Origin of the sequence: Isoptericola sp. NPDC056605, from assembly GCF_042792795.1 — a bacterium.
Classification (GTDB): domain Bacteria; phylum Actinomycetota; class Actinomycetes; order Actinomycetales; family Cellulomonadaceae; genus Isoptericola.
Genome location: NZ_JBHTVT010000039.1, coordinates 1 through 15609 on the forward strand (window position 1 = coordinate 1; position 15609 = coordinate 15609).

The window sequence follows — 15609 nt, forward strand, 5'->3', positions numbered from 1 at the left end:
GGGGGGGGGGGGGGGGGGGGGGTCCTTTTTCTTGCGGGGGGGCGCCGCGGCCGCCCCCCCCCCCCCCCGCCCGCCCCCGGCCCCCCGCCGGCCCCCCCCCCGCGGCCGCGGCGGCTCAGCAGGTCGCGTCGCCCTCGAGGTCCTCGCAGACGAGGCGGGTGCGTGCCTCGGTCACGGTGGTGGGGTCGGTGGTGCTCGTGGTCGAGATGGTGCCCGAGATGTCGGTCCAGTCGCTGGTGCCCTGGACGCGGAAGCGGCCCTGCCAGGTCGTGGTGAGGGTGACGGCGACGCCCGCTCGGTAGACGTTGCCCTTGCCGTCGACGCCGGTGCCCGCGTCCTTGCCGGGCGTGCCGAGCTGGCTGTAGGTGTGCCCGACCCAGCTCTCGTCCGGGGTGGCGTCGCCCTCGTGCCACGGGCGCCCGGGGGAGGTGGTCGTGAGCGTGCTGCCCGTGGACGAGTACGGGTCGTCGAAGTCCCACGTGTACTCCGTGGGCTCCGCGCGCAGGACGACGGGCACGCCGAGGAGGGTGACCGTGCGGTCCAGGGGCGCAGCCGACGTGTACGCCGGGTAGTGGACGTTGACCACCATGGGCGGGTTGCCCTGCACCGTCGCCTCGGGGGCGGCGATCTTCATCGACTTGAACTCGCGGCGCGCCTGGGCCGCGATGTCGGCGGGCGTGACGCACTGATCGTCCGACAGCTGTTCGGCGTCGTCGTAGGTGCCGTCCTCCTGGACGCGCTGCACCCAGAGCGCGTCGAGGGTGTACTCGCCGTCCTCGCACGGTGTGGTGATCTCCACGACGTCCGTGCCCTCAGGGCACGCGCCCGGTGCAGTGACGATCCCGCTGAGGGAGTCCAGCTCTTCGCCCAGCGTCCCGCACGTCACCGCGTCGGTGCGGGCGTAGCGGTCCTTGGGCTCGCTGTTCGCGGGTTCACGGCCGTCGGGAGTTGTTACAAACGCGTCTCCTGACTCTGTCACCGTCACAGTGTCGGCGTCGTTGTCGCTAATGCCCTCGATCCCTGACGGGCCCGACGCGGCGAGCGACGCGAGCAAGAGTATGGAACCCCAGACAGTGGGCGGCCGCACGCTACTTCTCCGTGTCGTTGACGACGCCGACGATTACCCAGGAGTCTGAGGCTCGCGCGACTTCGACCCGTTGAGTCGAATTGACAGCGTTCTGCGAGGCCACTTCTTTATCGTCGTAAGTGACCGTCCACGCCTGAACTCTGGTCTCGACATCGATCGGCCAGATGCCGGTTGCCGCGTCCTGTTCGTACGTGTGCAGGGCTTTGGCCCGAATCTCGCCCCCCTCATAGACGTATTCCTCGCGGGCGATGGTTGCGGCCTGCTTCGCCCGCTCGTTGCAGAATCCACAGTTCTTCTGTGACATGGCCTCCCACTCGGCCGTGTCGCCCGTCTTCATGATGTAGGCATCGAGCTCGAGGAAGTACACGGCCGCGGCTTCGGCGCCTGCGGGGCCGTCGTCGTCCATCTCCTGGGGCCGCTCGGGCGCGACGACCACGGCGGAGGAGCTGGGCGACGGTGATGCCGAGGGGCCCACGTCGGTCGCGGTGGGTGCGGCCGACGGCGTGGCGGGCGGGTCGTCGTCGCAACCGGCGACGAGGAGCACGGCGGCAGCGGCGATGGAGGTGGCGGCGAGAATGGCCCGGCTGCGGGTCATGACGGTGCTCCCTGTCGGCGGTGACGTCGCGGTCACTGTAGAGCAGATCGTCATTTGATTGCCTGAGCGTCTGTGGATAGTGCACCGACCATGCTCAGGGCGGCGTCCTCGCCGTCGAACACCTGCACCGCTGGGATCGCCGGCGCACCCCGCTCGCCGTCGTCCCGCTCGCCACCATCACCCGGCCGCGCCGTTCCTGTGCGGGCGGAGGGTTGAACCGCCGCCGTCCGTGTGGTGACGTGGAGGCCCGAGGGCGCGTGCGGTCGCACCGCGACCTTCACCCCTCATCCCGGAGAGGTCATGACGATGGCGTCGACGTGGGCCGACTTCCAGGCCGCGCAGCGCTCCGCGCTGGCCGCGCTGGTGGCCGGTGACCCGCGCGACTTCCAGCGGCTGTGGGACCACACACCGCACGTCTCGCTGCTGGGCGCGTTCGGCGGCGTCGCGCGCGGTTGGGACGAGGTGCGTGACCGCCTCGCCGCCGTGGCCGTCGTGTACGGCGACGGCGTCTACCGGCGGCTCGACCAGCTGGACGAGCACGTCCACGGAGACACCGCCTGGACGGTGCACGTGGAGGAGATCCACTCCCGGTCCGCGACCGGCGGACGGGTGGTCCGCGAGCGCCGCGTCACCAAGGTCTACCGGCGCCGCGAGGACGGCTGGCGGATCGTGCACATGCACTCCGACCCGTTGGTCACCGCGGAGCTCCCGGGCGACGACGCCGGGACCGGCCGCTGACGGCGCACGGCCGGGCTGTCGGGGGTCAGTCCAGAGGCCGCACGAAGGTGCGGAACTCGCCACGCTCGACGTGCAGCTCCCAGAGCCGCTGGGCGAGGGCGTCGGGGTCGTGGTCGGGCTCCCCGCCGCCGATGCCGAGCGGGATGATCAGCTGCGCGACGTGGATGTCCTCGGGCGCGAGCGCGTCGTGCAGCAGCCGGGCGTAGGCGCCCTCGGCGGCGAAGGCGACGGAGGTGCCGGTCACGGCGTCGCGCGGCCGGACGGCGCTGCCGCCGTTGGGGAACAGCACGGTCCCGCGGCCCAGCGCGCGCATGCCGGGCAGCACGTGCTGGACGGCGGCGGCGGGGCCGAGCACGGACATCTCGAGCGGGCCGACCAGGTCGTCGGCGGTGGTCTCGAGCGCGGGCTTCATGAACTCGCGCGCCGGGACCGGGCTGTACTGCAGCACCTCGACGGGGCCGAGTTCGGCGGCCGCCCGGTCGAGCGCGGCGGTCAGCGCGTCGCGGTCGCGCGCGTCGGCGACGTACCCGGCGGCGGTGACGCCGTCGTCGCGCAGCCCTGACGCGAGCCGGTCCAGCTTCGCGGCGTCCCGCGCGACGAGCGCGACGGAGAAGCCCTCGCGACCGAAGCGTCGGGCGACGGACAGGCCGAGGCCGGGGCCGGCGCCGATGATGGCGAGCGTCGTCATGTCGTTCCTCCCACGTGGCGGTCGGCGCCCGTGCGGCACCGGCTCGGGACCCAGTCAACGCCCTCGACGGCGGGCGGGGGAGTCCCTGGTGAGAGGTGTACCGCCAAGGCGCCCGTCGCGCGCTCGGTGCGGTCCCGCGGTTCGATGTCGAGAGAGCGCGCTCCGCTCCGTCCCGGGGAGAGGGCGGCGACCGGCGCCGCTTCCGACGGAGGGATGCACGCGATGGAGCAGCAGGAGATCGACGGCGAGCTGGCGGACGCGACGGAGCTGCTCGACTCGCCGTCCGCCCTCCACCTCGCCTACACCGCGCAGGACGGCACGCCGCGGGTCGTGCCGGCGGGGTTCTGGTGGACCGGCCGGGAGCTGGTGCTCTCCACGGCGGAGACGGCGCCCAAGGTCGCCGCGCTCCGGGCCCGCCCGGAGGTGGCTCTGTCCCTCGTGGACGGCGACGCGCCCTCGGGGGCGCGGTCGCTGTCCGTGCGCGGCCGCGCGGAGATCACGATCGTCGACGGCGTGGTGCCGGAGTACCTCGCCGCCGCCGGCAAGGGCATGGCCGGCGACGACCTCGCGCAGTTCGAGCAGGCCTGCCGCGCGCTCTACGACCGCATGGCGCGCATCGCCGTCGTGCCGACCTGGGCCCGCTACTACGACTTCGGCACCGGCCGGATCCCGACGTTCCTCCAGGAGCTCGCCGCGCGAGGCGGCGCGGGGCGCGGCTGAGCCGGACGGCCTCTCGCCGAGCTCCCGCGTCAGGACCCGAGCAGCCTGGCCTTCTGGGCGGCGAACTCCTCGTCCGTGAGGACGCCGCTGTCGCGCAGGCGGCCCAGCTTCTCCAGCTGCGCGATGACGTCGTCGCCGCTTGCAGCCGCCGGGGCCAGGGGCGGCGGCGCGTACTGCTGAGGCGGCGGCGCGTACTGCGGCTGGGGCTCCGCGTACTGCTCCTGCGCCGCCCAGCGGCCGGCCTGACGTCGTGACACCCGGTTCGACACCGCGGTCGCGGTGCCCGCGACCACCGCGGTCCGGGCGACCCCTCGTAGCAGTCCCATCTCACTCCTCCTCGAGCGCGTCGAGCGCCGCGACGACGTCGTCCACCGGGATGCGGCCGCTGGACACGACCTCCGCGCCGGCCTCGCGCATGGCGGCGACGAAGGGTCCCGCCCACGTGTTCTCGTACACGATCATCCCGACGGCGCTGCCCGGTTCCACGAGGGAGGCGCCGCGCGCCAGGTCGTCGTCGTCGAGCAGCCCGGACGTCGCCCCCTCGAACACCGCGAGGTCCAGCTGGCCGTCGTCGTCGAGGTCGCTGAGCGCCACCCCGACGACGCCGGTGTCGGTCACCCTCGCGACGCGCAGGTCGAGGATCCGGATGATCCCGCGCTCCACGAGGTCCAGGAGCGCGGCCAGCCCCTTGCCCTGCAGCCTCGCGCCGGGGAACTCCAGGACGAGGTAGTCGATCGGTCCCACCTGCTGCTCTGTCATCGAGGTCCTCCTGCGACGGTGCCAGCCCTGTCGGTCGCGGCACGTGCGGCCGCGACGGACGGGCTGGCATGGCCCGCGCGCGGCGGGTGCGGCAGCACCCAGCGTCTCTCTCCGCCCGGCGAGCGGCCATGCGACGGCGAGATATCACCCGGCCCGGCCCGGTGATGAGTCCCGTCAGCGACCGTCCCGGGCCGGCGCGAGCGACGCGAACGCGGCCACCAGGGCGACGACGGCGGCGAACCAGTAGCCGGTGGCGAACGTGTCGAACCCGGGGTCCACCAGGGCCGCGGCGGCGACGCTGGACACGGCCGAGACACCGGTCGCGGCGCCGAACTCGTGGAACGTGCTCAGCGCGCCGGAGGCCACGCCCGCCTCGTGCGGCTGGGCGGCGGAGAACAGGCTCCCGGCGGCCGCGACGAACACGGCTCCCACGCCGAACCCGGCGACGGTGATGCCGACCACGAGCACCGTCATCGAGAAGATGCCGGCCGCCGCGGCCAGGCCGACGGCGGCCACCAGCAGCCCGGCGACGGACACGGTGCGCACCCCGAGGCGGGGGAGGGCACGGCCGGCGAGGCTCGACCCGAGGATGGTGCCCACCGCGACGGGCAGGAACGTCAGCCCCGTGTCCAGCGGGCTGAAGCCGTGCAGCTGCTGCAGCGTGAACGAGCCGAGGAAGAACACGGAGATCATCAGCGCCGTGGCGACGAAGATCAGCCCGAGGCCGCGCAGCACCGGCCGCCGGGTGAGCATGGCCGGGTCCACGAGGGGTGCGGCGGACGCGCGCAGGTGACGCGCGAGCAGCACGTACCCGATGACGCCGACGAGCAGGGCGACCAGGGTCGGCGCGCTCAGCCAGCCGGAGTCGCCGGCGGTGACGAGCCCGAACACGACGGCGGCGGTCGCGCCGGTGGCGAGGGCGGCGCCGAGCACGTCGAGCCGCCCGCCCGACCCGGGCCACGGCCGCACCCACCGGAACAGGGCCAGGAGCAGCAACGCCCCGACGGGGACGTTGACGTAGAACACCCAGGGCCAGCCCGGGCCGGACGTGAGGAGGCCGCCCACCAGCACGCCGACGGCGGCGCCCGCGCCGCCGAGCGCCGACCAGACGCCGATGGCGCGCGACAGCTCGGGCCCGCTGAACGAGCGCACGATGACGGACAGCGCGGCGGGCGACATGGCCGCCGCGCCGACGCCCTGCAGGCCGCGGGCGGCGAGCAGCAGCTCAGGCGACCTCGCGAGCCCGGCGAGCAGCGAGGCGAGGGTGAACAGCGCGAGCCCGGCGAGCACGACGCGCCGCGGCCCGAGGACGTCGGCGGCCTTGCCGCCGAGCAGCATCAGCCCGCCGAAGACCAGGGCGTAGACGCTCGCCACCCAGGTGAGGCCGGAGCGGTCGAGGCCGAGGTCGGCGCCCATCTCCGGGAGGGCGATCGCGACCACGGTGACGTCGACGATGAGCATCAGCTGGGCGATGCCGAGCAGCGCGAGGATGCGCCAGCGCCGGGGATCGGGCGCGGCGGTCTGGTCCTGGCCGTTCTGGTCCTGGCCGGTCTTCTCCGGAGCGGGCTGTTCTGACGGGGTCATGGCACGGTCCCTCGATGAGTCGAGCACGAATAAGTCGAACACACCTGTTCGAGTAAATTAACTCGAACAGGTGTGTCCGACAAGAGGGATGTGCGGGTGACTTCCGGGAGGGGCGACGTCAGGCGGACAGGGCGGCGAGCGTCGTGCCGCGGACGAGCGCCGGGGCCTCCTCCGCGGTGATCTCGCCGCGGTGCACCGCGGCGGAGGCGCCGTGGAGGATCGCCTGGATCACGCTGAGCTGCCAGTCGATCGGCATGTCGTCGCGGAACTCGCCGATGTCTCGCCCTCGCTCGAGCACGCCGCGCGCGCGGGTCATCGGGCCTTCGTGGGCCCGTCGCATCTCGTCGGGCGGCAGCACCTGGGACCCGGCCACCACGAGCGCCCCGAACCGGTGGGTCAGGTGCCAGGTCGCCTCCAGCATGCGGCCGAGGGCGTCCCGGGGGTCGCCGCCCAGGTCCATCCGCCCCATGGCCTCGTCGGTCTGGGCGATCGCGCGGTCCACGACCTCGCGCACGAGCGTCGCCCGCGAGTCGAAGTGCCCGTAGAGGGTGACCCGGCCGACGCCCGCGGCCTTGGCGATCTCGTTGATGCTCGCGTCCGGGTCGGTCGCCAGCACCCGGGTGGCCGCGGCCAGGATCGCCTCGACGTTGCGGACGGCGTCGGCGCGCTTGGCGCGGTCCCGGCCGCCGTTGGCCGTCGTCTCCGTCGTCTGCGCGGGTGTCGTGGCCACGGGCTCCTCCAAGGTTGTACAGGGGTGTCCAGGTTAACGGCCCGGGCTCGTGAAGCGGTGGCAGTCGACCTCGACGGCGCCGCCCGGCACCGGCGCCCGGTGCGCGAACCGGCCCTCGTCGACCCAGCCCTGCCGCGCGTAGAAGCGTCGGGCTGGCGCGTTCCCCGTCGCGACGGCGAGCCAGGCGCGCGAGTGCCCGGCGTCCCGGACGGCCTGCGCAGCGCGGCGCAGGAGCGTGCCACCGACGTCGGCGCCACGGGCCGCGCGGTCGACGTAGAGCTGGTCCACCTCGTCCCCGGCGATCATGACGAAGCCGACGACGGCGCCCCCGTGCACGGCGACGGTCGTGTCGGCCACGCGCCCGCGGGCGCGCTCCGGGAACGACGCCGGGGTGCGCGCCGCCACGAGCGCGGCGGGCACGTGGCCCAGGTGGGCGTCCGCCCAGCCCTCGCGCCAGATCCGCGCGACGGCGTCGGTGTCGTCCGCCGTCGCGGGCCGGAGCTCTACCGGCGTGGCCGGCGCGGCCGGTGACGTCATGGTGTGCGGCATCGTCGTCCGCCCTTCCGCTAACTCGAACAAGTGTGTACAGTTTATCGCGCTCGATCGTCAGCGGTTCACCTCACGCGGTTCGCACGCACGAGAGCGAGAAGACCATGACCCAGGACCAGGCGGCAGGCACGTCGACGGCCGCGGCCGACCGGCGTTCGGTGTTCGGCAGGGTGTGGCCCGCGGCGCTCGGGGTGCTCGTCGCGGCGGCGACCGCGATCGGGCTCGCCGACGCGCGCGACGTCGCGCCGGTGCTCGCCGCCTCCGGCCTCGTCTACCTGGCGGCCGCCGCGCTCGGCCGGCCGACCGCCGCGTGGCCCGCGTTCGGCGTGACCTTCGTGCTGATCGGCGTCGCCAAGGTCACCGACCTCGACCCGACGCCCTGGATGATCGGCCTCGCCGTGGCGCTGGCCGTCGTGGGCCTCGCGGCCGGGCGGAGGCGTCCTGCGTGGTCCTTGCCGCTCCAGGCAGCGGCCATGCTCGTCCTGGGGGTCGCCGCGCTGGCCGCCGTCCGGCTGGACGCCATCGCGGGCGGGCTCGTCGTCGCCGTCGGGCTGCTCGGGCACGCCGCCTGGGACGCCTACCACCACCGCACCGGCCGGGTCGTCGCCCGCTCGCTCGCGGAGTTCTGCGGCGTGCTCGACGTGATCCTCGCCGTCGCGCTCGCCGTGCTCGTGCTGACGGCGTGAGCGAGGGCGCGGGCTAGAGGTCGAGGTCGACCTCGCGGCGGACGTCGCGGTCGGGCTCGAGCACGAAGAACCGGGACACGACGGCGCGATAGAGGCGCAGCTCGGCGGGTGCGACGACGCGGTCGAGCGTCCAGGAGCCCAGGCCCTCGGCGCGGGAGCGGCGGTCGAAGATCGCGAGGCAGCGGTCGCGGTCCGACTCGGGCACCTCGCCCGCGGTGGCCTCGGCGTACACGGCGCGCGGGCGGCCGTCGACGGGCACGGGCGTCTCGAAGACCACGATGCCCACCGCGGCCCGCCCGGCGACGTTCGTCGAGTGGCGCGTGCCGAGCCGGGAGACCCAGACGAGCTCCCGCCCCTCGCGGGCGAACCAGACCGGGGTGGGCCACGGGTTCCCGTCGCCGTCCGCGGACGCGAGGACCAGGTAGCGGCCGTCGTCGAGGACGCGGCGCGCGAGCTCGGCGTCGTCGTCCGTCGCGGGGCCGGGGCTCGCGGGCGGTTCAGGGGCGGGCGTCATCACGGGCCTCCTCGCGGGTGGGACGTCGTCCCCCGTGTCTACACCCATGGTCCGACGCTCGACCTTGCGGTCACGGGTGATCGTCGGACACTATGAACATGTCATATGTCTGATCATTGGGGATCTCACATGCATGCTGGCAGGACGCTCAGAGGACTGGCCGCGGCAGCCGCGGCCGCCGCGATGGCGGCGACGACGGCGGGCGGCGCGGCGGCCGCCCCGCTCGGCGCGACGGCGGGGCGGGGCCCCGTCGTCTACGTCGCGCCGGACGGCGACGACGCCGCGGCGGGCACGAAGGACGCACCGCTGCGCACGATCGAGGCGGGTCGCGACGCGCTCGCCGGCCGCACCAGCGAGGCTCGGCCGGGCACGGTCGAGATCCGCGGCGGCGAGTACGTGCTCGACGACGCGATCGACCTCGAGGGCCGGGCGAACTCGTGGGTCACGTACCGGGCGTACCGGGACGAGGACGTCCGGGTGACCGGGGCGCACGAGCTGGCGACCGACGGCTGGCAGCGGCTCTCCGACCTCTCGATCGACGAGCTGGCCGACCCGGCGCTGTCGTCGAACGCCCGCCTGGACTCCCCGGAGCTGCGCGACGGCGTGTGGGTCTACGACCTGGGCGCCGCCGGCGTCGACCCGGGCACGCTCTACAAGAACGGCTTCAACTGGCTGCCGCAGCCGTTCGCGCCCGAGCTCGTGGTGGACGGCGAGACCCAGACCCTCGCCGAGTACCCCAACGGCGACGGCTGCACCGGCGCCGACGACGGCTGCTACCTGTACGGCAACGGCGCCAAGTGGAAGGTCGACGGGCAGGGCGACCTCACGCAGCCGGACCTGGTGCACCGGTTCGGGGAGGAGAACGACTGGGCCGCGAGCGGCACGACCCCGCGGGCGCAGTTCGAGGACAAGAAGCAGCAGCTCGACGACCCGGCCCAGCGCGACACCTGGTCGCAGGACGAGATGCGGGCGATGACGCCGCCGCTGTACGAGGTGGGCGGTCGTCTGCTCGACGGCGACCGGTACCAGAGGTGGGCGCCCGAGGCCGTGCCGACGATCGAGGACCGCGGCACGCGCGGGTTCGGCGAGTACGCCGACGTCCCCGTCCAGGCGGACCCGGCGTGGGTCGACGACATCGACAACACCCGCTACGAGACCGAGGGGTGGCTGTCGGGCTACCTCGGCAACAACTACGCGAACGACATGGTGCGGATGCTGTCGTGGAGCGGCACCACGATGTACGCGAAGTACCCGTCGATGTACTGGCCGCGCGACGACTACACCAAGGTCAAGGCCGTGAACGTGCTCTCCGAGCTGGACGCCGAGGGTGAGTACTACGTCGACCGCTACGACGACAACGACGTCCTGTACTTCAAGCCCGCCGGCGACGCCGTCGACGGCAAGCAGATCACCCTGCGCGCCTTCGACGACAACCTCTTCCGCCTCGAGGGCACGACCGGGGTGACGATCCGCGGGCTGAGCCTGTCCGACTCGCTGGTCAGCGGCGTCCAGCTGCTCGACGCCGAGAGGACGCTGATCGACGACGTGGAGATCTCCAACGTCAGCATGGACGCCGTGCGGATCGGCGAGACCACCGAGTCGATCACCGCCCTGCCGGACTACGAGACGGTGCGGGGCGGGCACGACAACGTCGTGCAGAACTCGTTCCTGCACGACCTGGGCGGCGGCGGCGTCCTGCTCGGCGGGGGCGACCGCAGCTCCCTGGAGCGCGGCGACAACGTCGCCAGGAACAACGAGATCGCCCGCTTCTCGCAGCTCGCGACGTACACGCCGGCCGGCTACCTGTACGGCGTCGGGAACTCGTTCGAGAAGAACTACGTCCACGACGCGCCGCACATGGCGGTGCAGATCATGGGCAACGACATGAGGGTCAACGGCAACTACTTCGCCGACCTCGTGACGAACGCCGGCGACCAGGGCGTCGTCTACACGGGGCGCGACTACACCTACCTGGGCAACGAGGTGGCGTACAACTTCTTCGAGCGGATCGGCGGTTCCAACGACGCCTTCTACATGGACGACGGCGTCTCCGGCATGCGGTTCCACCACAACGTCGTGAAGGACGCGCACTCCGGCGTGTTCTTCCAGTCCGGGCACAGCAACACCGCCACGGACAACGTGTTCGTGGACGTCGACCGCACCGGCCACGACCAGCTGTACCACCGCAACGGCGAGCGCGGCCTGCCGGTCGCGAACGGCTGGGTGGTGCAGAGCCGCTTCAACGCCTTCCTCGACGTCCGCGAGGGCGAGAAGTACAGCGCCACGCCCGAGGACGTCGCCCGCTGGCGCACGCACTACACGGACGGCAGGGCCAGGTACTCCGACGGCACGAAGATCCTGTTCCCCCAGATCGACGACTGGTACGTGCCGCGCGTCGCCGCGACGGGCGTCGACTGCCGGGCCGCGGACTACGGCGTCGCCGCGGGCTGCGACCGCGCCACCGTCTGGGAGGACCCGGACTCGGTCTACGTGCCGGCGCGCAACGTGCTCGACCGGTCGGTGATCATCGGGGGCGGCGAGTACGAGTTCGGCCAGAGCTCGTTCGCCGACCCCGCCGCCACCTACCGGCTGGACACCTGGAGCGACCGGATCAACACGAACCTCAGCAAGCCCGGCTCCGTCGAGGCCGCCGGCCTCGACCTGGCGACGCTGAAGTTCTCCCCGCGCGGCGAGGTGGCCATGACGCTCGGTCGCGACTGGGTCGCGACCTGGAACCGCCTGGTCACGCTCGACGGCGTCGGGCGCCCGGGTCAGGACGTCAGGGAGGCGAGCACGTCGCGGTAGTGGGAGTTCTCCATGACGCCGAGCACGTTGCCGAACGGGTCGACGACGGCCGCGGTGACGAACCCGGGGCCGCGCTCGATCGGCTCCTGGTAGGAGGCGGCTCCCAGCTCCAGCAGCCGCGCGAAGGCGCCGCGGACGTCGTCGACCGCCCAGTAGGCGACGGCGCCCGCGGCGTCGTCGGGCTGCGGGGGAGCGAAGCGCCGGTCCATGATCCCGAGCTCGTGCTGGTAGTCGCCGATGCGGAACTCCGCGTAGGCGAGCGCCCCGCCGGCCTCGCGGGCGAAGTAGGCCTCGGCGCCCAGCACCTCGGCGTACCAGTCGCGGGCGGCGGCGACGTCGTCGGCCAGGTAGGTGATGGTGGTCAGTCCGCGCAGCATGTCGGCTCCCCGTGCTCGATGTGTGGGTAGGTATCGGTCGGTGTGGTCGAGGCCCGGTGACCTCGTGAGCACCACTCTTCCGTCCAAAGTGCTCACCTTCTGACCACTTTTCATGGCAGTCTCGGACCATGCGCGCCGACCGACTCATCCAGGTGCTGCTCCACCTCCAGTCACGCCCCCGCGTGACGGCGGCCGAGCTCGCCGACGCGCTCGAGGTCTCAGTGGCGACCGCCCGTCGGGACCTCGAGGCGCTGTCGGCCGCGGGCGTGCCGGTCTACCCGCAGCCGGGCCGCGGCGGCGGGTGGTCGCTGCTCGGCGGGTCGCGCACGGACCTCAGCGGCCTCACGGCGCCCGAGGCGCGGGCGCTCTTCCTGCTCGCGGGCCCGGGAGCGGCGTCGTCCGACCACGCGAGGGCGGCGCTGCGCAAGCTCGTGCGCGCCCTGCCCTCCACCTTCCGGGCCGAGGCCGAGGCGGCCGCCGCGGCCGTGGTCGTGGACCGCGAGGGCTGGAGCGCGGCCGGCCGCACCCGGCCGCCGGAGGTGGACGCGCTGCAGCGCGCCGTCGTCGAGCGCCGTCGCGTGCGGATCGACTACACGGGCGCGACCGGACGCTCCTCGCGGCGCGTCCTCGACCCCTGGGGGCTCGTCGACAAGGAGGGCGCCTGGTACCTGATCGCGGGCACGGACCGTGGCCCGCGCACGTTCCGCGTCGACCGCATCGGTGCGCTGGACCTCACCGACGAGCCCGCCGTCGTGCCCGACGACGTCGACCTGCAGGCCGAGTGGGACCGCGTCGTCGGCGAGGTCGAGGCGAAGCGGTCCGCGACGTGGGCCACCGTGCGCGTGGCCCCGGAGCACGTCGACGTGCTGCGCGCCCAGTTCGGGCGGCACACGGTCGTGACGGACGACGACCCCGCCGTCGACCCCGCTGCCCGGGACGCCGGCCGGGTGACCGTGCGGGTCGCCGCGCCCACGCCGCTCGACGTCGCGCGCCACCTGGCCGGCTGGGGCGCGCAGGCCGACGTCGTCGGTCCGGCCGAGGTGCGCGCGGAGCTCGCCCGCCTCGGGACGGAGCTGGTGGCGGCGCACGGCGGGACGACGGCCGGCGCCCGGCCGTGACCGGGAATCACGGCCGGGCGCCGGGGCGGTGCGGCGTCACAGGCAGACGTGCGAGCTGCCCTCCCGCACCGTGGCGCGCAGGGTGGTGCCGGGTCGCGGCGTCACCTGCAGGCGCGCGGTGCCGGTGGCGTTGACGTCGAAGCACGCGCCGTCGCGGGTGAGCGCGAAGTCGCGCACGACGACGCGCCCGCCGGTCGACCGGAACACGGTCCGCCCGTCCCGCTCCAGCACGGTGGCGCCCGGGCTCACCGTCGCGCCGTACGTGTGCCCGCCCACCCGCACGTCGTCCACGGAGTTGCGGCCCGGCAGGGCGTGCGAGCCGAAGGTGACCGACCCGGGCCGACCCCACGCGTCCTCGGCCACGAGCTCGTGCACGGCCATCAGGGGCATGACGTTCGACCAGGTGTAGTAGCGCCACGCGCTGTCCACCGCCGAGGCGTTGATGACCTGACCGGGCTCGGGGTCGAAGTACTCGGGGAAGAAGCCGTTCTCGTCCCAGCTGTCGAGGTACATGCTCGTGCTCTTCGCCGCCAGCTCGCCTGCGGCCCCGTCGAGCCCGTACCGCTTGAGGCCGTCGTAGACCGTCGCGTTCATCGGCGGCCAGACGGCGCCGCGCCACTGCTCGCAGGTGTTCTCCTCGCCCCAGCCCACGTAGTACGTGTACTCGTCGGACGTCGTCGCGGAGACGTCACCGTTCGCGCAGTACTCCGCGTCGTCGCGGCTGATGCTCGGGATCGCGTACTCGCCCCAGAACTGCTCCGGGTCGAGCAGGTTCTCCTCCACCGTGCGCTGCGCGCGCGCGGGCGTGGCGAGGCCGCCGAACAGGGGGTAGAAGATCGTGGGCGTGACGACGTTCCCCCACGTCCCGTCGAGGTTGCGGTCGAGGTACATGCCGCGCTCTTCGTTCCAGAGGGTGTCGTTCGCGGCGCGCTTGGTCCGCGCCAGGACGGCGGCGAACCGGTGGGCGTCGTCGGGTCGGTCGAGCGCGGTGGCGAGCTCGGTCAGCGAGTCGGCCATCAGCGCGTAGTAGGAGGTCAGCGCGACGTCGGTGAGGTCGGTGTTGTCGCGCTCGTCGCCGCTGCCGCCCTCCTTGGCGATGCGGTCGCCCGCGAGGTAGAGGGGCAGGTCGTCGAGGCCGAGGTGGTTGCCGATCTTGCTCGGGTCCGCCTCGTACGGCGCCTCCAGGAGCCCGTCGTCGTTCACGTCCCACTCGGGCAGCTTGTCGAAGAACTCCACGAGCGCGGGGTACGCCTGCTCGACGAGCTCGCGGTCGCCCGTGGCGTCGTAGATCCGCTTGACGGCGTAGGCGTGCATCGGGCCCGCGTGCAGCTGGTCGTAGCGCGGCCCGCCGGAGGCGAACAGCACCCGCTCGTGCTGGCGCGCCAGGTCCGGGTCCACGGTGAGCGCGGTGATCGCGTCCCAGGCGGAGTCCCAGCCGGTGAAGATCGAGTCGTTCTCCGACCCGCCGCGGCCCCAGCCCCACACGAGGAAGCTCTGGCGCGACTGCTCGTCGTAGTTCGCGTTGAGGGCCATGGCGGTGCGCATCGCGGTCGCCGCGCGGCCCGCCGGCCCGCTCCCGCTGAGGGTGCCCTCGTCGGCCTTCGCCCGGGCCCGGGCGAGGGTGCCGAGGATGCTGCCGCGGCCGGGGCGAGCCGTCGGGGGCTCGTCCGCCACGCTCGTGGTGAACGTGATCGTCTCGCCCTCCTCGAGGTCGTACCGCAGGGCCGCCGCGGCGTCGCCCGCGGCGCTCTCCTCGCCCTGCATCGCGGCGACCAGGTCGTCCTCCGACGCGTAGGCCGCGGCCTCGTCCGGCGCCTGCGTCGGGAGCAGGGCGAAGTGGCCGACCTCCGACGGGTCGTCGAGCCCGACCCCGGTGGCGCGGACGCCGCGCTCGGTCATCTCGTAGGAATTGTCCTCGTCCCACGGCGCCGCGGCCTCGAGGAAGACGGTGGCGTCGGCGTCGCGTGCCGTGACCGACCCGACCAGGGTGTTCGGCGCGGTGCGGGCGAACCGCAGGACGATCGTCTGCTTGTCGCGCTGCGTCTGGTCGTAGCGCGCCTGGAGGGTCGGCAGCTGCTCGCGTGCCTGCTCCACCTGCTCGGCGGACCACTCGTCCGGGTGGTCGAGGATCTCGCGCAGCGCCCCGAGGCGGTCGGGGGTGATGGAGCGGTCGTCGCTGCTGATCTCCACCTCGTAGTACGAGCCGTCCACGGTCACCGGGCCGACGTGGGCGACGTTGTTGAGAAGGCCCTGGTTCTCCCGGACGAGCTTCCCGGCGGACGTCAGCAGGTCGACCCGGAGGGCGAACCGGCTCTCGCCCTCGCCGACGAGGAGGGCGCCGTTGTCGTCCCGCTCGACGTAGCCGGGCAGGGCGAAGGGGCGCTGGAGCCCGACGTCGGTGTCGGGCGGCCCGCCCGCGCCCGTCGCGCCCCCGGCGGGGACGGCGACGGTCGCGAGCAGCGCGGCCGCGGCGCCGAGGACGACGGGCGCGCGGCGCAGGGCTCGGGTGTTCTGGCGGTCGGTCATGGCTGCTCCTGGTCTGTGAGCGCTCACATGCGTGGACGGAAGGACGGCCGTGCCCGCGCGCGGGGGGGGGGGGGGCGGGACCCGCCGCCGCAACCAAGCGCGCCGTCCGGGATAACAGGTCACGCTCCCGGGG

General features: G+C 73.6%; 16 protein-coding genes. 5 read left to right on the top strand and 11 right to left on the bottom strand.

The window, feature by feature from the left end; all coding sequences use genetic code 11:
- Positions 1–115 precede the first annotated feature (115 nt).
- Both ACFQ8Y_RS22295 and ACFQ8Y_RS22300 read right to left on the bottom strand, forming a co-directional pair.
- Positions 116–979 carry a hypothetical protein gene (locus ACFQ8Y_RS22295; RefSeq protein ID WP_430586770.1) on the bottom strand — a complete coding sequence of 288 codons (864 nt, stop codon included), beginning with the start codon at positions 977–979 and terminating at the stop codon, positions 116–118.
- Positions 980–1088: 109 nt separating this feature from the next.
- Entirely contained in the window at positions 1089–1682 is a 594-nt protein-coding gene (locus tag ACFQ8Y_RS22300; RefSeq protein ID WP_430586771.1) for a DUF6318 family protein, read from the bottom strand.
- A gap of 300 nt (positions 1683–1982) precedes the next feature.
- On the opposite strand from ACFQ8Y_RS22300, the gene ACFQ8Y_RS22305 reads away from it, so the two are divergent.
- Positions 1983–2420, top strand: a complete 438-nt coding sequence (locus tag ACFQ8Y_RS22305; RefSeq protein WP_430586772.1) for a YybH family protein — start codon at positions 1983–1985, stop codon at positions 2418–2420.
- Between the two features lie 25 nt (positions 2421–2445).
- Here ACFQ8Y_RS22305 and ACFQ8Y_RS22310 read toward each other — a convergent pair whose 3' ends face one another.
- Entirely contained in the window at positions 2446–3108 is a 663-nt protein-coding gene (locus tag ACFQ8Y_RS22310) for an SDR family NAD(P)-dependent oxidoreductase (RefSeq protein ID WP_430586773.1), read from the bottom strand.
- Positions 3109–3330: 222 nt separating this feature from the next.
- Between ACFQ8Y_RS22310 and ACFQ8Y_RS22315 the strand changes: the two genes are divergently transcribed.
- Positions 3331–3828 carry a pyridoxamine 5'-phosphate oxidase family protein gene (locus ACFQ8Y_RS22315; protein ID WP_430550251.1) on the top strand — a complete coding sequence of 166 codons (498 nt, stop codon included), beginning with the start codon at positions 3331–3333 and terminating at the stop codon, positions 3826–3828.
- Between the two features lie 29 nt (positions 3829–3857).
- On the opposite strand, the gene ACFQ8Y_RS22320 is transcribed toward ACFQ8Y_RS22315, so the two are convergent.
- The 5 genes from ACFQ8Y_RS22320 to ACFQ8Y_RS22340 all read right to left on the bottom strand — a co-directional run bounded on the left by ACFQ8Y_RS22320 (position 3858) and on the right by ACFQ8Y_RS22340 (position 7438).
- Positions 3858–4154 (bottom strand): SHOCT domain-containing protein, encoded by a 297-nt coding sequence (locus ACFQ8Y_RS22320; RefSeq protein ID WP_430586774.1) that lies wholly within the window; start codon positions 4152–4154, stop codon positions 3858–3860.
- 1 nt (position 4155) lies between these two features.
- Positions 4156–4587: a DUF6325 family protein gene (locus ACFQ8Y_RS22325; RefSeq protein ID WP_430550249.1), complete on the bottom strand. Its 432-nt coding sequence runs from the start codon at positions 4585–4587 to the stop codon at positions 4156–4158.
- 174 nt (positions 4588–4761) lie between these two features.
- Positions 4762–6171, bottom strand: coding sequence for an MFS transporter (locus ACFQ8Y_RS22330; protein WP_430586775.1), 1410 nt, complete (start codon positions 6169–6171; stop codon positions 4762–4764).
- 118 nt (positions 6172–6289) lie between these two features.
- The gene (locus tag ACFQ8Y_RS22335) at positions 6290–6901 is read right to left on the bottom strand and encodes a TetR/AcrR family transcriptional regulator (protein ID WP_430586776.1); all 612 of its coding nucleotides are present in this window, start codon (positions 6899–6901) and stop codon (positions 6290–6292) included.
- 33 nt (positions 6902–6934) lie between these two features.
- Complete coding sequence (locus tag ACFQ8Y_RS22340) at positions 6935–7438, bottom strand: GNAT family N-acetyltransferase (protein WP_430586777.1); 504 nt, start codon at positions 7436–7438, stop codon at positions 6935–6937.
- 116 nt (positions 7439–7554) lie between these two features.
- Between ACFQ8Y_RS22340 and ACFQ8Y_RS22345 the strand changes: the two genes are divergently transcribed.
- Complete coding sequence (locus tag ACFQ8Y_RS22345) at positions 7555–8136, top strand: hypothetical protein (protein ID WP_430586778.1); 582 nt, start codon at positions 7555–7557, stop codon at positions 8134–8136.
- A 13-nt stretch (positions 8137–8149) separates the two neighbouring features.
- On the opposite strand, the gene ACFQ8Y_RS22350 is transcribed toward ACFQ8Y_RS22345, so the two are convergent.
- Complete coding sequence (locus ACFQ8Y_RS22350) at positions 8150–8650, bottom strand: pyridoxamine 5'-phosphate oxidase family protein (RefSeq protein ID WP_430586779.1); 501 nt, start codon at positions 8648–8650, stop codon at positions 8150–8152.
- A gap of 129 nt (positions 8651–8779) precedes the next feature.
- Here ACFQ8Y_RS22350 and ACFQ8Y_RS22355 point away from each other — a divergent pair, with 129 nt between their 5' ends.
- The gene (locus ACFQ8Y_RS22355; RefSeq protein WP_430586780.1) at positions 8780–11455 is read left to right on the top strand and encodes a right-handed parallel beta-helix repeat-containing protein; all 2676 of its coding nucleotides are present in this window, start codon (positions 8780–8782) and stop codon (positions 11453–11455) included.
- Here the strand turns inward: ACFQ8Y_RS22355 and ACFQ8Y_RS22360 are convergent.
- Positions 11422–11832 carry a VOC family protein gene (locus ACFQ8Y_RS22360; RefSeq protein WP_430550242.1) on the bottom strand — a complete coding sequence of 137 codons (411 nt, stop codon included), beginning with the start codon at positions 11830–11832 and terminating at the stop codon, positions 11422–11424. The genes ACFQ8Y_RS22355 and ACFQ8Y_RS22360 overlap by 34 nt on opposite strands.
- Before the next feature lie 128 nt (positions 11833–11960).
- Between ACFQ8Y_RS22360 and ACFQ8Y_RS22365 the strand changes: the two genes are divergently transcribed.
- A complete protein-coding gene (locus ACFQ8Y_RS22365; RefSeq protein ID WP_430586781.1) occupies positions 11961–12950 on the top strand; it encodes a helix-turn-helix transcriptional regulator in 990 nt (329 codons plus the stop codon).
- A gap of 36 nt (positions 12951–12986) precedes the next feature.
- Here the strand turns inward: ACFQ8Y_RS22365 and ACFQ8Y_RS22370 are convergent, their stop codons facing one another.
- Positions 12987–15476, bottom strand: a complete 2490-nt coding sequence (locus ACFQ8Y_RS22370) for an amylo-alpha-1,6-glucosidase (protein ID WP_430586782.1) — start codon at positions 15474–15476, stop codon at positions 12987–12989.
- Positions 15477–15609: the final 133 nt, after the last annotated feature.

Excerpts from the sequence above, each read along its gene's own strand:
- ACFQ8Y_RS22310 (WP_430586773.1), bottom strand. The coding sequence starts at position 3,108 with ATGACGACGCTCGCCATCATCGGCGCCGGCCCCGGCCTCGGCCTGTCC.
- ACFQ8Y_RS22370 (WP_430586782.1), bottom strand. The coding sequence starts at position 15,476 with ATGACCGACCGCCAGAACACCCGAGCCCTGCGCCGCGCGCCCGTCGTC.
- ACFQ8Y_RS22300 (WP_430586771.1), bottom strand. The coding sequence starts at position 1,682 with ATGACCCGCAGCCGGGCCATTCTCGCCGCCACCTCCATCGCCGCTGCC.
- ACFQ8Y_RS22360 (WP_430550242.1), bottom strand. The coding sequence starts at position 11,832 with ATGCTGCGCGGACTGACCACCATCACCTACCTGGCCGACGACGTCGCC.
- ACFQ8Y_RS22355 (WP_430586780.1), top strand. The coding sequence starts at position 8,780 with ATGCATGCTGGCAGGACGCTCAGAGGACTGGCCGCGGCAGCCGCGGCC.
- ACFQ8Y_RS22365 (WP_430586781.1), top strand. The coding sequence starts at position 11,961 with ATGCGCGCCGACCGACTCATCCAGGTGCTGCTCCACCTCCAGTCACGC.
- ACFQ8Y_RS22320 (WP_430586774.1), bottom strand. The coding sequence starts at position 4,154 with ATGGGACTGCTACGAGGGGTCGCCCGGACCGCGGTGGTCGCGGGCACC.
- ACFQ8Y_RS22330 (WP_430586775.1), bottom strand. The coding sequence starts at position 6,171 with ATGACCCCGTCAGAACAGCCCGCTCCGGAGAAGACCGGCCAGGACCAG.
- ACFQ8Y_RS22340 (WP_430586777.1), bottom strand. The coding sequence starts at position 7,438 with ATGACGTCACCGGCCGCGCCGGCCACGCCGGTAGAGCTCCGGCCCGCG.
- ACFQ8Y_RS22345 (WP_430586778.1), top strand. The coding sequence starts at position 7,555 with ATGACCCAGGACCAGGCGGCAGGCACGTCGACGGCCGCGGCCGACCGG.
- ACFQ8Y_RS22350 (WP_430586779.1), bottom strand. The coding sequence starts at position 8,650 with ATGACGCCCGCCCCTGAACCGCCCGCGAGCCCCGGCCCCGCGACGGAC.
- ACFQ8Y_RS22315 (WP_430550251.1), top strand. The coding sequence starts at position 3,331 with ATGGAGCAGCAGGAGATCGACGGCGAGCTGGCGGACGCGACGGAGCTG.
- ACFQ8Y_RS22325 (WP_430550249.1), bottom strand. The coding sequence starts at position 4,587 with ATGACAGAGCAGCAGGTGGGACCGATCGACTACCTCGTCCTGGAGTTC.
- ACFQ8Y_RS22305 (WP_430586772.1), top strand. The coding sequence starts at position 1,983 with ATGACGATGGCGTCGACGTGGGCCGACTTCCAGGCCGCGCAGCGCTCC.